At 40.3% G+C, this 14,531-nt stretch carries 13 protein-coding genes; 6 read left to right on the forward strand and 7 right to left on the reverse strand.

Annotated elements, in window-relative coordinates:
* Window positions 1-9 precede the first annotated feature (9 nt).
* Together CLV32_RS15135 and CLV32_RS15140 are read right to left on the reverse strand one after the other, a co-directional pair.
* On the reverse strand, window positions 10-1,149 hold the full coding sequence (locus tag CLV32_RS15135; protein ID WP_133556963.1) for a glycosyltransferase family 4 protein: 1,140 nt from the start codon (window positions 1,147-1,149) through the stop codon (window positions 10-12).
* The gene (locus CLV32_RS15140; RefSeq protein ID WP_208111017.1) at window positions 1,149-1,967 is read right to left on the reverse strand and encodes a 2,3,4,5-tetrahydropyridine-2,6-dicarboxylate N-succinyltransferase; all 819 of its coding nucleotides are present in this window, start codon (window positions 1,965-1,967) and stop codon (window positions 1,149-1,151) included. Before CLV32_RS15140 ends, CLV32_RS15135 begins: the two co-directional genes overlap by 1 nt.
* 76 nt (window positions 1,968-2,043) lie before the next feature.
* Here CLV32_RS15140 and CLV32_RS15145 point away from each other — a divergent pair, with 76 nt between their 5' ends.
* Window positions 2,044-2,460: an RNA-binding S4 domain-containing protein gene (locus tag CLV32_RS15145; RefSeq protein WP_133556964.1), complete on the forward strand. Its 417-nt coding sequence runs from the start codon at window positions 2,044-2,046 to the stop codon at window positions 2,458-2,460.
* Here CLV32_RS15145 and CLV32_RS15150 read toward each other — a convergent pair.
* Window positions 2,457-2,945 (reverse strand): nucleoside deaminase, encoded by a 489-nt coding sequence (locus CLV32_RS15150; RefSeq protein WP_133556965.1) that lies wholly within the window; start codon window positions 2,943-2,945, stop codon window positions 2,457-2,459. The two genes, CLV32_RS15145 and CLV32_RS15150, sit on opposite strands and share 4 nt — an antisense overlap.
* 65 nt (window positions 2,946-3,010) lie before the next feature.
* On the reverse strand, window positions 3,011-3,613 hold the full coding sequence (locus CLV32_RS15155; RefSeq protein WP_133556966.1) for an OmpH family outer membrane protein: 603 nt from the start codon (window positions 3,611-3,613) through the stop codon (window positions 3,011-3,013).
* A 255-nt stretch (window positions 3,614-3,868) separates the two neighbouring features.
* On the opposite strand from CLV32_RS15155, the gene gyrB reads away from it, so the two are divergent.
* Window positions 3,869-5,827: a DNA topoisomerase (ATP-hydrolyzing) subunit B gene (gyrB, locus tag CLV32_RS15160; protein WP_133556968.1), complete on the forward strand. Its 1,959-nt coding sequence runs from the start codon at window positions 3,869-3,871 to the stop codon at window positions 5,825-5,827.
* 67 nt (window positions 5,828-5,894) lie between these two features.
* Here gyrB and CLV32_RS15165 read toward each other — a convergent pair whose 3' ends face one another.
* A complete protein-coding gene (locus tag CLV32_RS15165) occupies window positions 5,895-6,332 on the reverse strand; it encodes a pepsin/retropepsin-like aspartic protease family protein (RefSeq protein WP_133556970.1) in 438 nt (145 codons plus the stop codon).
* A gap of 4 nt (window positions 6,333-6,336) precedes the next feature.
* A complete protein-coding gene (locus CLV32_RS15170; RefSeq protein WP_133556972.1) occupies window positions 6,337-7,275 on the reverse strand; it encodes a malate dehydrogenase in 939 nt (312 codons plus the stop codon).
* 185 nt (window positions 7,276-7,460) lie between these two features.
* On the opposite strand from CLV32_RS15170, the gene CLV32_RS15175 reads away from it, so the two are divergent.
* The 4 genes from CLV32_RS15175 to CLV32_RS15190 all read left to right on the forward strand — a co-directional run bounded on the left by CLV32_RS15175 (window position 7,461) and on the right by CLV32_RS15190 (window position 14,047).
* Window positions 7,461-7,940, forward strand: a complete 480-nt coding sequence (locus CLV32_RS15175) for a lipocalin family protein (RefSeq protein WP_133556974.1) — start codon at window positions 7,461-7,463, stop codon at window positions 7,938-7,940.
* 127 nt (window positions 7,941-8,067) lie between these two features.
* Entirely contained in the window at window positions 8,068-12,501 is a 4,434-nt protein-coding gene (dnaE, locus tag CLV32_RS15180; protein WP_133556976.1) for a DNA polymerase III subunit alpha, read from the forward strand.
* A gap of 149 nt (window positions 12,502-12,650) precedes the next feature.
* Window positions 12,651-12,968: a thioredoxin gene (gene trxA / locus CLV32_RS15185; RefSeq protein WP_133556978.1), complete on the forward strand. Its 318-nt coding sequence runs from the start codon at window positions 12,651-12,653 to the stop codon at window positions 12,966-12,968.
* Window positions 12,969-13,123: 155 nt separating this feature from the next.
* Window positions 13,124-14,047 carry a DUF58 domain-containing protein gene (locus CLV32_RS15190; protein WP_133556980.1) on the forward strand — a complete coding sequence of 308 codons (924 nt, stop codon included), beginning with the start codon at window positions 13,124-13,126 and terminating at the stop codon, window positions 14,045-14,047.
* Here the strand turns inward: CLV32_RS15190 and CLV32_RS15195 are convergent.
* On the reverse strand, window positions 14,044-14,493 hold the full coding sequence (locus CLV32_RS15195) for a hypothetical protein (protein WP_133556982.1): 450 nt from the start codon (window positions 14,491-14,493) through the stop codon (window positions 14,044-14,046). The two genes, CLV32_RS15190 and CLV32_RS15195, sit on opposite strands and share 4 nt — an antisense overlap.
* Between the last annotated feature and the right edge of the window lie 38 nt (window positions 14,494-14,531).

Raw genomic sequence — 14,531 nt, forward strand, 5'->3', positions numbered from 1 at the left:
AAATTTAAGCTAAAATTTTGAGGTCAGCAGGCCGGATCTGGAGATTTGGTTATAATAGTCCATCAACTGCGTCGAAACAGTCAAAGCATCGAATTTTTCTACAAATGTCATTCCATCAGCAACCATCATTTCGCGTTTCTTTGGATCGTTGATCACCTGGTTAATTAATTCTGATAGCCTAATATCATCTGATGGATGAAAATATAAGCTTGATGGGCCTCCAGCCTCCTCCAAACAAGAGCCTGAAGCGGCAATAACCGGTACACCAGAATACAGTGCTTCGATAATAGGGATTCCAAATCCCTCATAAAAAGATGGATAGACAAATACATCAGCCAACTGATAAATGCCCGGCAGATCTGCAAAGGGTATGTTTTTTAAAAACTTCACGCGGTTTTCTAACCCGAGCAATTTGATTTCCCTTTTCACGAGTTCTGCATAGGGTTTTTCTTTACCAATAACCAAAAGTATATGAGAATCCGGCACATTTCTTAACGCGCGGATCAGTACACGCAGATTCTTACGATCTTCAATTGTGCCAACGTTCAGGATATATTTTTCTGGAAGTTTGTATTTTATCTTGATGTCCTGAAGTCTGCTTTCTGCGAATTTTTGCTTGAAAGCATCATCGCAGGACTGGTAGATAACCTGTATCTTTTCAGCGGGAATGTGATAATGCTCAATAATATCCTGTTTGGTGGTTTCGCTGATCGCTATAATGCCATCGGATACTTTGCAGGCATACCTACTTTTAAAAGTATAAATGATACGGTCAGGGTATTTGTAGTACGCTGGAAATTTTAAAAATATGAGATCATGAATAGTAACGATCGACGGTATGCCGGTTGTTCTGATCCCATAAGGCAGTTCATGACTCAGGCCATGAAAAATATCTATATCGTCATCTTTTAGCTGTGATTTAATCCCAAACATGCGCCATAAAAAGCTTTTTTTAACCGGTAGCTTTAACTCGACCTGTTCTTGGGAAAAAAAAGAAGCAATCTGAGGATTGCTTTTAATTTTAGGTGTATAAATAAAATATCGGTTTTGAGGGAAAAAAGAAACGAGTTGTTCAATCAATGAGCGACTGTAATTACCCAGTCCCGTCAGATTGTTCGCAGCCCTTTTTCCATCAAAACCAACTTTCATTAAACGGCTACATTATGTTCCCTTAATGCATTATTAAGAGATGTTTTCAGGTCTGTAGACTCTTTGCGTTTTCCAATAATTAAGGCACAAGGAACTTGATATTCTCCCGCAGGGAACTTCTTCGCGTAAGTACCAGGAATTACCACAGAACGAGCTGGTACAATACCTTTATATTCAATTGGTGTATCACCAGTTACATCGATGATTTTTGTAGAAGCAGTTAATACTACGTTAGCACCTAACACAGCTTCCTTTTCTACGCGTACACCTTCTACTACGATTGCTCTTGAACCCAGGAAGCAGTTATCTTCAATAATTACCGGAGCAGCCTGAATAGGCTCCAGAACACCTCCGATACCAACACCACCACTTAAGTGTACATGTTTACCAATTTGTGCACAGGATCCCACAGTAGCCCAGGTATCTACCATAGTGCCCTCATCAACATAAGCGCCGATATTTACATAAGAAGGCATAAGTATTACCCCTTTGGCAAGGTAAGCACCATATCTTGCAATACCATGAGGAACTACGCGTACGCCAAGTTCCTTGTAATTGGTTTTAAGTTTCATTTTATCATGAAAAACAAAAGGGCCAACTTCAATTTCCTGCATTTGTCTGATCGGGAAATATAAAATCACAGCTTTTTTTACCCATTCATTTATTCCCCAGGAATTCAATACCGGTTCAGCTACACGAAGCTCTCCCTTATCCAGTTGCATAATTGTAGTCTCAATTGCTTCTGCATACTGATTGTATTCTAATAAAGTTCTATCCTCCCACGCGGCTTCTACCAACTTTTTTAATTCTGCTATCATGATTAATTTTAATTTTCGACAAAATAAATCAATTTTATGTATTGAGCGATGTTTTCTTATGTATTTTTGATTTTTTATGACTGAACAGGAAAAGTTACGTATCGATAAATACCTCTGGGCTATCCGTCTTTTCAAGACTAGAAGTCTGGCTACCGAAGCTTGTAAGGCGGGTAGAGTAAAGCTCAACGGCCAAAATCTTAAAGCTTCGGCCATTGTGAAGGTTGGAGAAATTTATCAGGTGTCGAAAGGGATAGAGAAAAAAGTGATTGAAGTTGTTGAGCTGCTACACACTCGCGTGGAAGCAAAAATAGCTGTCACTAAATATAAAGATATCACTCCACTGGAGGAAACTGTTGCTTATAAATCTATGTTCCATGCGCCCACTCTGCAAAGAGACAGAGGGGCGGGGCGGCCAACTAAACGTGACAGGCGTGAGATCGACGATCTCAACGATACAATGTTTGACGATGACGGAGTTAAAAAAGATCTTTAATAATCGATTTTCATTGCTGATTGGTCCCATAGCTTGAAAGCTTGTTGTGCTTCATCACGTAGCATCTGTACGATTGGGATAGCACGTTCATGCATGGGTTTTTCGATTTCTTCATAAATGAATTTATCACTAAATCCAATCTTATCAGCATCTATCTTGGTATTTGCATAGTAGATGTGTGTGATCCTGGCCCAGTAAATAGCACTCAGACACATAGGGCAAGGCTCACAACTGGTATAGATTACGCAGCCACTCAAGTCAAACGTTTGCAGTTTATCGCAAGCCAGGCGAATTGCCGACACCTCAGCGTGAGCGGTTGGGTCGTTGGTAGACGTTACCCTGTTGCCACTGGCGGCGATCAATTCCCCGTTCTTAACTACTGCAGCACCAAATGGTCCGCCAATACTTTCTGTTACGTTCTTCTCTGAAAACTCAATTGCAATACGCATGAATTTCTCGTGATCGATCTGGTTATTTATATCCATAGTTAAAATTAGAGCAAAAAAAATGCCCTAAAAATTTAGGGCATTTAGTCTATGAAATTAGAGAATTATTTTTTATCGGCTTTGTAAGCTTCGTTCAAACCCACGATAACTTCGCTTGTGATATCTAAAGTTTCATCAGCAAATAAAATAGCGCTGTTACCTTTAGAGTAGGTAAGCACCATTTTATAACCTTTAGTCTTAGCATAAGTTTTCAGGTAATCTGCAACTTTGTCGTATAACTTTTCCTGCTCTGTTGCCTGCTCATTTTGCAATGCAGAACCAGCATTTTGCTGATAAGCCTGAAGTTCTTGTTGTTTACGTTGCAATCTTTGCTCTGTGGCAGCTCTCTGATCAGCAGGTAAAGTATTTTGTTGTTGTTGATATTGTGCAACTTCCCTTTGGAACGCCTGAGTTTTTGCACCCATATCCGCTTGCGCAGCTTTAGATTTCGTATCAAGTTTATCTTTCAGGTCTTTGAAATATTGATATTTAGTTAATAATGAATCAGAGTTTACGTAAACGATTTGATCTTTATTATCTACCGAAGATGATTCTGTTTTTTTAGATGCCGGAGCTGCTCCGTTGTCTTTGTTCTGGCAAGCTGCCATTACTGAAACTAATGCAACCGCTGTAGCGATTTTGCTTAGTTGTAAAGTGTTTAATCTCATGTATATGTTTGTTGTTTTTTTACTTTTTATCTGCTCATCACAAATCGTTCGTGCTAATTCATCGGCGCTTTATTATGTCTCTGCACGAGCCTGTAAATGATAATTTTTAGCAAATATAAAATTTCAAATTTAGTATCCTAAATAACTCCATTTTTTAGGTCATATTTTGGTTGTTTTAAGGCAAATAGTTATCCACATTTGCCGGTAATTGGGCTAAAATGGTTATTTTTGAATCTAATTGTTTTATTAAAATTTATGAGCGAAGAAAAAGATCCAAAGTCAAATTATTCGGCAGATAATATACAGGTATTAGAAGGTTTGGAAGCGGTGCGTAAGCGCCCTTCGATGTATATAGGAGATACCGGAGTTAAAGGTTTACACCACCTTGTTTATGAGGTTGTAGATAACTCAATCGATGAGGCACTTGCCGGACATGCGGATACAATTACAGTAAATATCCTGAAGGATAATTCCATCAGAGTTGAAGATAACGGTAGGGGAATCCCGACCGGCATGATGCAAAAAGAAAAGAAATCAGCTTTAGAGATCGTTATGACCGTGCTACATGCCGGTGGTAAGTTTGATAAGGACACCTATAAGGTTTCTGGAGGTTTGCATGGTGTAGGTGTAAGTTGTGTGAATGCACTATCTACACATTTGAAAGCGGAAGTTAACCGTGAAGGAAAACTATGGGTACAGGAATACGAAAAAGGGAAACCACAGTACGATGTAAAGGTTGTTGGAGATACAGATAAAAGAGGTACAATAATCACTTTTACTCCTGATCCTGAGATCTTCACACAGACTACAGAATACCGTTATGATACTTTAGCTTCCCGTTTAAGAGAGCTTTCTTTCTTGAATAAAGGAATCAGTCTGACGCTCACTGACGAACGTGAAACAGATGAAGAAGGAAATTTTCTTTCTGAGGTCTTCCTTTCTGAAGGTGGTTTAAAAGAGTTTGTACAGTTTCTGGATGGCAACCGTCCTTCATTGATCGCAGAACCGATCTACGTGGAGGGTTTAAAAAATGGGATTCCTGTAGAACTTGCATTGCAGTACAATGACAGCTATGCTGAAAATGTGCACTCGTATGTAAATAATATTAATACCCACGAGGGTGGAACGCATATTGCAGGTTTCAGAAGAGGACTTACCCGTACGTTAAAAGCGTATGCTGACAAATCCGGATTATTGAAAAATGTGAAATTCGAAATTACCGGTGATGACTTCAGGGAAGGACTTACGGCTGTAGTTTCTGTAAAAGTACAGGAGCCTCAGTTTGAAGGACAGACTAAAACCAAGTTGGGTAACTCGGAAGTAATGGGTGCTGTAGATGTTGCCGTTGGCGAAGCATTGAACAACTACCTTGAAGAGAATCCAAGAGAGGCTAAGCTGATCATTGGTAAGGTAATTCTTGCTGCTACAGCCCGTGCCGCTGCACGTAAGGCCCGTGAGATGGTACAGCGTAAATCTGTAATGGGTGGTTCTGGCTTACCCGGTAAACTTGCCGATTGCTCTGATAGTGATCCTGAGAAATGTGAACTTTACCTGGTAGAGGGAGACTCCGCGGGTGGTACTGCTAAGCAGGGCCGCGACCGTAACTTTCAGGCTATTCTACCATTAAAGGGTAAGATTCTGAACGTTGAAAAGGCTATGGAGCATAAGATCTATGAGAATGATGAGATCAAAAATATGTTTACCGCTTTAGGCGTGAGTATTGGAACTCCTGAAGATGACAAAGCTTTAAATATTACTAAATTAAGATATCACAAGATCGTAATCATGACGGATGCGGATATTGATGGATCACACATTACTACATTGATTCTGACTTTCTTCTTCCGTTACATGAAAGCATTGATCGAAGCTGGTTACGTTTATATAGCTGCGCCGCCACTTTACCTTGTTAAAAAAGGAAAAGAGCAAGAATATTGCTGGAATGATCAGCAACGTGATGCTGCTGTTCAGCGCTTAAAAGGAGCTGGTAAAGAAGAAAGCGTGCACATCCAACGTTACAAAGGTTTGGGTGAGATGAATGCTGAGCAGTTATGGGATACCACATTAAATCCGGCGAACCGGACGCTGATGCAGGCTACTATTGAGAATGCTGCTGATTGCGATCATACCTTCTCTATGTTAATGGGTGATGAGGTTGCTCCACGTAGAGATTTCATTGAAAGAAACGCGAAATACGCGAAGATTGATGCTTAACCAAAGTATCTCATTATAAGAAAGCGGCCTGTAATTAATTTACAGGCCGCTTTCGTTTATATCTATACTAGTAACTCAATATAAGTTTTAACCGCTTATAATCAATTTTTGCCGCATGCTTAAAGAGAATGTCGCCACCCAGGATCCCTGCTACTTTTGGGTGCCCCAGTTGTTCATAAGCTTCGTTTACGCTACTGAGGTCCAATGCCACCGCGGCATATTCAGAAAGAACCATCCTGCCAATCTTTAATTGCGGAAAGGTAGCAACTACTGTGTTTGAGGTACTGAACAGTGTGGTAGCAAAATTTTCATCAGCAACTAAATCGTCATCAGTCAATGGTTTTATTGCAAACTGATCTGTAAAAGTAATATCAAATACCGAACGGGATGCGCCTGTATCTAACACAACTAAGTGTTTTTCTCTATAAACAACAATTTCCACCAATAGGTGGAAACCGTCGTCATTAAGATTAATAAGCGTAAGGGGAATTATAGTGTTCGGCATCCCATTAAATCAGTTTCATTTCAGTTAATACACTATTCATGTTTCGCACAGCATCTGCACTCTTATTGAAAGCTGCTTGTTCCTGTTCGTTAAGCTTATAGTCTATAATAGATTCCCACCCATCACTTCCGATGATTACCGGTACGCCCAAACAGATGTCTGTTTGTCCATATTCGCCATCGAGGGCTACACAGCACGTAAATAATTTCTTTTCATTTCTTACAATACTTTCAACAAGTGCAGCACCAGCTGCTCCGGGAGCGTACCATGCTGAAGTTCCCAATAAGCCTGTAAGCGTTGCACCGCCAACCATTGTATCGGCAGCAACTTTATCCAGGGTAGCCTGATCTAGCAATTCTGAAACAGGTAAGCTCTGGTACGTGGCATATCTTGTTAAAGGAATCATTGTGGTATCACCATGTCCACCGATAACGAACCCTTGGAGGTCGTTTGGATTGCACTGCAGCGCAACACTGAGGTAGTATTTAAAGCGTGCACTGTCGAGGGTTCCGCCCATCCCAATGATTCTATGCTTAGGTATGCCTAACGATTTAAGCGCAAGATAGGTCATAGTATCCATCGGATTGCTGATCACAATAATAATCGCTTCAGGAGAAAATTTAAGTATATTTTCAGCTACGCCCTTAACAATCCCCGCGTTGATGCCGATTAGTTCTTCTCTGGTCATTCCCGGTTTGCGAGGTAATCCTGAGGTAATTACTGCAACCGTCGAACCTGCTGTTTTGCTGTAGTCATTAGTCACGCCGGTAACCTTAGTATCAAAGCCTAAGAGTGCGGCAGTCTGCATCATATCGATAGCCTTGCCTTCAGCAAAGCCCTCTTTGATATCAAGTAAAACGAGTTCTTCTGCCAGTTCTCTTCTAGCAATATTATCTGCGCATGTTGCGCCCACTGCTCCTGCACCTACTACCGTTATCTTCATGATTTTATGTTTAATTTGCTGGTTTAATTCGTACTTGGAATTTATAAAAATCTCATTTACATCCATCCGAAGGTATCGATTTCGGTTAGGTTAAAAAAATCGTTTTTAAAACTTTATTTCTGCTCCGGGGTTTTATGATAAAGAATTTACATTTGCTTAATAATAGCATAATAAGGAAAATGGTCATGGAAAATTCACCTGTAGAAAAAGTTGATATAATGTCTTATGCAGGGAAATGGTACTCATTATATTCTATACCAACTTTCCTGGATAAACATTGGCGGCAAACTACAGAAACATACGTAATTCATCCAGATGGTTATTATGCAGTATTTACAACCTATAAAGTTGATGGAGATGATAAACAAAAATACATCAGATCTAAACTATTTGTTGTCAAAGGAACTAACAATGCAGAATACAAAGCACAATTCTTGTGGCCCTTTAAAACTGACTATTGGGTAATTGAACTGGCAGAGGATTATTCCTATGTTGTAGTTGGTCATCCGGAAAATAAATACTTATTTATTATGTCCAGGAAACCATTTCTGGATAAGGAGCTATTAGATGAAATAATTGATCGCTGTCATTCAAAAGGTTATGATACGTCGCGGTTGGTTTCTCAACATCATGTCAAATCAGCCCGCGAGACATCGCTGGTCTGAAAGTAAAAACTCTTCTGTTTTTTGCTAAATCCTGAGGCTAAAATCAGTAAATTTGAATCACCATTTTTGAGCACGCTATGTGGCGCTCTTTAAGATCTTTTTGATTCAATTGATTTAGCATCCTTCTATGTATTTAATTTTTGATACCGAAACCACGGGTTTACCGCGTAACTATAATGCACCTGTTTCTGATACGGATAACTGGCCGCGTTGTATTCAGATTGCGTGGCAGCTACATGATCAATATGGTGTTTTAATTGAACATCAGGATTATCTTGTTAAACCAGAAGGATTTAATATTCCTTATGACGCAGAAAAAATACACGGTATCTCCACAGATCTTGCCATGGAGCAAGGGGTTGACTTATCTTTTGTTCTTGAAGAGTTTAATGCCGTTTTGGCAAAGGCTAGTTATGTAGTAGGCCAAAATATTGGATTCGACATCAACATCATGGGATCCGAGCTATACCGCTTTGGTGTAGAAAGTCCGCTTGCAGAGATGAAAGTATTGGATACCTGTACCGAAACCACTGCCGATCTCTTAAAATTACCTGGAGGTAGGGGAGGTAGATTTAAATTACCTACGCTTACTGAATTACATGGGTACCTTTTTGGCATTCCGTTTTCTGAAGCCCATAATGCGACCGCCGATGTGGAAGCAACAACGCGATGCTTTTTCCAACTCTTAAAGATCGATGTTTTTAAACCTCAGGAGTTAGGATTAGATCCTTCCTACTTCCAATCATTTAAAGAACATAATCCCGGCGTTATCCAGGGTGCTGGTATAACGCATATAAACTTAAAAGCAGCTTCTGATCAAATCAGGAAACGTAATCAGGCGGCAGAAGGTGGTGACATTTCTAAAAAGGTACTTCAAGATAATCTTGCGGAACTTAGTGGTGCCAATTTTGCCCATCTGCATAACCATACGCAATTTTCCGTCTTGCAGTCAACCATAAACCTGGGCGACCTGGTAAAAACAGCTGCAGCATTCAAAATGCCTGCCGTGGCTATGACCGATCATGCCAATATGATGGGAGCGTTCCATTTTGTAAATCAGGTGCTCAACCACAATAAAGCTGCGGACGCAAAAAATCAGGCAGCAGTAGAAAGTGGAGCAGAACCAACGGAAACTATTCTTAAACCCATCGTGGGGTGTGAATTTTTTGTTTGCGAAAATCACCTCGATAAAAGTAAAAAAGACAATGGTTATCAGGTAGTATTACTGGCAAAAAATAAGCAAGGTTATCACAACCTCGCAAAGATGTCGTCCATAGCCTATACCAAAGGATTTTATTATGTGCCTAGAATCGACAGGGCAGTTATCGAGGAATATAAGCAAGATATCATCGTGCTTTCTGGAAACCTGTATGGCGAGGTGCCCAGTAAATTACTAAACCTTGGAGAGAAACAGGCCGAAGCAGCCCTGCTATGGTGGAAAGAGCAGTTTGGCGACGATTTCTATATTGAGTTGATGCGTCACCAACAGGAGGACGAAGATATTGTCAATAAATCATTGATTCAGCTGGCGCGCAAGCATGATGTTAAGCTTATAGCTACAAATAATACCTATTACATTGATAAAAAGGACGCCAATGCACATGATATTTTACTCTGTGTAAAAGATGGCGAAAAGCAGGCAACGCCGATAGGTCGCGGACGTGGATATCGCTATGGACTTCCAAATCAGGAATATTATTTTAAGTCTCCCGATGAGATGAAATCCTTATTCAAGGACCTACCGGAAACAATTATCAACACACAGGAGATTGTAGATAAAATCGAAATCTATAAACTGGCACGGGAAGTCCTGTTACCAAAATTTGGTATTCCTGAAGAGTTTCTTGTTGCTGAAGATGAGTCTGATGGCGGCAAACGCGGAGAGAATTTATACCTCAGACACCTGAGCTATGAAGGTGCTAAAAGAAGATATGGAGTAATCACTCCGGAGATTGACGAGAGGCTCGACTTTGAACTCAAGGTTATCGAGAAAACCGGGTACCCGGGATATTTCCTTATCGTACAGGATTTTATTGCAATGGCCCGGAAACTAGATGTATCTGTGGGGCCTGGAAGGGGTTCGGCAGCGGGTTCTGTAGTTGCCTATTGCCTTTGGATTACCAACATCGACCCAATAAAATATGACTTGCTTTTTGAGCGTTTCCTTAATCCGGATCGTGTATCAATGCCCGATATAGATATTGACTTTGACGATGAAGGCAGGGGTAGGGTAATGGACTATGTAATCACTAAATACGGAGAAAGCCAGGTAGCCCAGATTATTACCTACGGTACCATGGCGGCAAAATCATCCATCAGAGATACTGCCCGTGTACTTGATCTCCCGCTTTTCGAAGCCGATAAGATTGCTAAGCTTATCCCAAATATGAAGCTGGCCAAGATCTTCACACTTGACGAAAAAGCGTTAAAAGGTGGCTTGCGTGCCGATGAGTACGAAAAAGTACTGGAGCTAAAGGCAATGGCCGGCGCTAAGAATTTAAGTGCTGAGACCATCATGCAAGCTAAAATTCTGGAGGGATCGTTAAGAAATACAGGTATTCATGCCTGCGGTGTGATCATTACACCAGATGATATTACCAAATTCGTCCCTGTTGCGTTGGCAAAGGACTCTAACCTATACGTTACTCAGTTCGATAACTCTGTTGTTGAAAGTGCTGGTTTGCTGAAGATGGACTTTTTGGGTCTGAAAACGCTAACCTTAATTAAGGATACAGTTAAGCTGGTCAAACTCCGTACAGGTATACAGCTCGATCCCGATGAGTTCCCTATCGATGACGTTAAAACCTACGAGCTCTTCCAGCGTGGAGAAACCATCGGGATTTTTCAATACGAATCCAATGGTATGCAGAAGTACATGAAAGAGCTCAAGCCTACCGTTTTCGGAGATTTGATTGCCATGAACGCATTGTACCGTCCGGGACCACTCGAGTATATTCCAAGTTTCGTTAAGCGTAAAAACGGTGAGGAAGAGATTAAATATGATTTGGACGCTTGCGAAGAATACCTGAAAGAAACCTATGGTATTACAGTATATCAGGAGCAGGTGATGCTTTTATCGCAAAAGCTTGCAGATTTTACCAAGGGTGAGGCCGACGTTCTGCGTAAGGCCATGGGTAAGAAACAAAAGGATGTATTGGATAAGATGAAGCCACGCTTCGTTAATCAGGCAGCAAAAAAGGGACATGATCCGGCAACTTTGGAAAAGATCTGGAAAGACTGGGAGGCGTTCGCTTCGTACGCTTTTAATAAATCACACTCTACATGCTATGCATGGATTGCCTATCAAACAGCTTACCTGAAAGCACATTATCCTGCTGAATATATGGCTGCTGTACTATCCAATAACATGAGCGACATTAAGCAAGTAGCTTTCTTTATGGAGGAATGCAGGCAAATGGGCGTTCAGGTACTTGGACCCGACGTTAATGAATCGGATATTAAATTTTCTGTAAATGAAAAAGGAGAAGTACGGTTTGGTTTATCAGGCGTAAAGGGGGTAGGTGAGAAAGCGGTAGAAAGTATCATTGAAGAACGTAGAACTAACGGTCCCTTCGTTAGTGTACATGATTTTTCCAAACGTGCAAATACCAGGACTGTAAATAAAAAGGCCTACGAGAGTTTTGTATATAGCGGTGCCTTTGATGGCTTTGGCTTCCATAGAGCCCAGTATTTCTTTTTAGGCATGACCGATAAGATGAATGGCATTGAGAAACTGATCAAGTATGCAAATGATTTTCAGAACAATGAATCTTCGTCGCAATCTTCTTTGTTTGGAGGTACTGTAGCCGATCTGATCACTGAGCCTAGCTTACCCGTATCGCCTGAATGGAGCCTGATAGATCGCTTAAAATACGAGAAAGATGCCATAGGTATCTTCCTCAGTGGACACCCACTTGATAACTATCGTTTTGAACTCACTAATTTCTGCCAACACAGTGTTAAACACCTCAGCATCGTTAATAAAATCAGAAGCGGGGATATGAATGAAGATGTGCTGATGGATTTTGAGTCGCTCAAAAACCGTGAGCTTGTAGTAGGGGGCCTCGTTGTTGCTGCGGCACAACGCATGACTAAAACAGGCAAGCCTTTCGGAACGATCATGTTCGAAGACTATGATGAAAGTTGTGAACTTGCCTTGTTTGGCGATGATTTCATCAAGTTTAAACAGTTCCTTACTGATGGTTATTTCCTGCAGATCAGAGGGCGCGTAGGTGAGAGATTTAGAAAGGAAGGAGATTGGGAGTTTAAAATTACTTCTATTGCGTTGCTTTCAGAGCTCCGAGATAAATTGGCTAAATGCATTACGATACAAATCCCGATTGAGGGTATAGATGATGACTTTATTTCCGGTATAAACAGCTTAATAGAAGACAATAAGTCCACTACTGAGCAGCAAAATTGCCAGCTCAACTTCGCTGTTTTCGATCGTGAGCAGGGGGTGTTGTTAGACTTACCTTCCAAATCACTCAAAATTAACCCTAATAATCACTTTTTAGAGCAGCTAACCACTTTAGACATTGTAAACTACAAGTTGAACTAATGTCATTTTGACACGAAGATCTTGATGGCATTAGTATTGATTATATCTTTGTATCCCGTAAAACATACAGGTATTCAAACCATTTGGACCCAAACGTGTTCTAATCCTTTGAAGATTAACAAGAAAACTAATTAAAGAAAAATAAGATTATGGCTTTAGAAATAACAGATGCAAACTTCGAGGAAGTTGTATTAAAAGCAGATAAACCAGTATTGGTAGATTTTTGGGCAGAATGGTGTGGACCATGTCGTATGGTTGGACCTGTAGTAGATGAAATCTCCAAAGAATATGAAGGAAAAGCGATCATCGGAAAAGTGAACGTGGATAACAATCCTCAGATCTCTACTCAGTTCGGTATCCGTAATATTCCTGCTCTTTTGTTCTTTAAAAACGGTGAGGTTGTGGATAAACAAGTTGGTGCAGTACCGAAATCGGTATTAGCAGGTAAATTGGATAAACAATTGTAATCACAATTTGAATATATTGAAAGCGGATGCCTGTCAGGTATCCGCTTTTTTTTGTTCAAAACAATCCTGAATGAATCTGCCCACAGCTTTAATACAAAAAATCAACGGTTGGTTGGTCCGATGTTTTTTATACGCAATTTTTGTATGTTTACAAGATGTCATTGCTATCGGATATTTCATATGCAGACGCTCTGGTTAACCTTGAGTTACTTGCCAGGCAGGTAGTAGAAGGTTTTATTACGGGACTGCATAAAAGCCCCTTCCATGGATTTTCTGTTGAATTTGCAGAACACAGGGCATACAATCCTGGAGATAACATTAAGAATGTTGACTGGAAGCTTTATGCTAAAACGGATAAACTTTACGTTAAACGTTTTGAAGAAGAAACAAATTTGAGGTGCCAGCTTGTAATCGATACTTCTTCATCGATGTATTTCCCTCGGGATACATCCATTAACAAACTTCAATTCGCTGTTCGATCAGCAGCGGCGCTGATGTACTTACTCAAACGTCAGCGCGATGCCTTCGGCTTGAGTATGTTCAATGATGGATTACATACACATACTAAAGCAGCATCTACTACTGCACATACCAAATTTCTGTATGGGTATCTTGAAGCCGCTTTAAAAGCAAATGAGTTAAACGTAAAGACAAACATTGAAACAGCATTGCATCAAATCGCTGAAGCCATCCCTAAACGCTCACTGGTGATCCTTTTTAGCGATATGTTGAATGCAGAACAGGATGAGGAGAAAACCGCTGCTATATTTGCCGCTATCCAGCATCTTAAGTTCAATAAACATGAAGTAGTGATTTTCAATATTACTGACCACGCCCATGAGGTTAATTTTGAATTTGAAAATAGACCTTACCAGTTCGTTGACATGGAAAGCGGGAAAGTACTGAAAGTACAAGTAAATCAGGTTAAAGAAAATTACCTGAATAGTATGGCAAGTTACCGCGAGAAGTTACAACTTAAATGTGCACAATACCATATTGATCTTGTTGATGCTGATATTGCAAAAGGTTATGACACCGTTCTCCAGGCATACCTGATCAAACGACAGAAAATGCTTTAATTTTTATGACCCGGTCCGCCACCATATCTGCTCAATAGTTCTTTTTTAAAAGTCTCCTGAGCACGGTAGTATTTACCAACAACTTTAATTGGTAAACTTGATTTTAATAGATTATAATATTTCTTTTCAATATTAAGATCACGTTGTTTGAAGTTGAATTCATTAGTGATTAATGCCTGAACCTGACTATCAGATAAATCGTCTATCTCGGTGGTCTTCCTAAAACTGATTAGATTTTGAAATCTTTCTTTTCTTAAGGCCATTTGCTCCCTTTGCCAGTCATTATAGATAGGCCAGAAAATCTTGGCTTCCTCTGGAGAGAGGTCTAGTTTTTGCGTTAACCAGGCTACCTTATATGCTTCTATTTCCTGGTTCTGACCACGGTCTTGCGCTTGTATGAACATTGGGATAAAAAATAACAAAGAAGCAACCAGTATAGGTTTCATGAGCTTAGTTTTTAATATTATGGCGGCTGGGTAGCATA

Origin of the sequence: Pedobacter duraquae (assembly GCF_004362245.1) — a bacterium.
GTDB lineage: Bacteria > Bacteroidota > Bacteroidia > Sphingobacteriales > Sphingobacteriaceae > Pedobacter > Pedobacter duraquae.

Bases quoted from the DNA above. Each gene is read 5' to 3' on its own strand.
- trxA (WP_133556978.1), top strand. From the start codon at position 12,651: ATGGCTTTAGAAATAACAGATGCAAACTTCGAGGAAGTTGTATTAAAA.
- CLV32_RS15155 (WP_133556966.1), bottom strand. From the start codon at position 3,613: ATGAGATTAAACACTTTACAACTAAGCAAAATCGCTACAGCGGTTGCA.
- CLV32_RS15170 (WP_133556972.1), bottom strand. From the start codon at position 7,275: ATGAAGATAACGGTAGTAGGTGCAGGAGCAGTGGGCGCAACATGCGCA.
- CLV32_RS15145 (WP_133556964.1), top strand. From the start codon at position 2,044: ATGACTGAACAGGAAAAGTTACGTATCGATAAATACCTCTGGGCTATC.
- gyrB (WP_133556968.1), top strand. From the start codon at position 3,869: ATGAGCGAAGAAAAAGATCCAAAGTCAAATTATTCGGCAGATAATATA.
- CLV32_RS15150 (WP_133556965.1), bottom strand. From the start codon at position 2,945: ATGGATATAAATAACCAGATCGATCACGAGAAATTCATGCGTATTGCA.
- CLV32_RS15190 (WP_133556980.1), top strand. From the start codon at position 13,124: ATGTCATTGCTATCGGATATTTCATATGCAGACGCTCTGGTTAACCTT.
- CLV32_RS15135 (WP_133556963.1), bottom strand. From the start codon at position 1,149: ATGAAAGTTGGTTTTGATGGAAAAAGGGCTGCGAACAATCTGACGGGA.
- dnaE (WP_133556976.1), top strand. From the start codon at position 8,068: ATGTATTTAATTTTTGATACCGAAACCACGGGTTTACCGCGTAACTAT.
- CLV32_RS15195 (WP_133556982.1), bottom strand. From the start codon at position 14,493: ATGAAACCTATACTGGTTGCTTCTTTGTTATTTTTTATCCCAATGTTC.
- CLV32_RS15140 (WP_208111017.1), bottom strand. From the start codon at position 1,967: ATGATAGCAGAATTAAAAAAGTTGGTAGAAGCCGCGTGGGAGGATAGA.
- CLV32_RS15175 (WP_133556974.1), top strand. From the start codon at position 7,461: ATGGAAAATTCACCTGTAGAAAAAGTTGATATAATGTCTTATGCAGGG.
- CLV32_RS15165 (WP_133556970.1), bottom strand. From the start codon at position 6,332: ATGCCGAACACTATAATTCCCCTTACGCTTATTAATCTTAATGACGAC.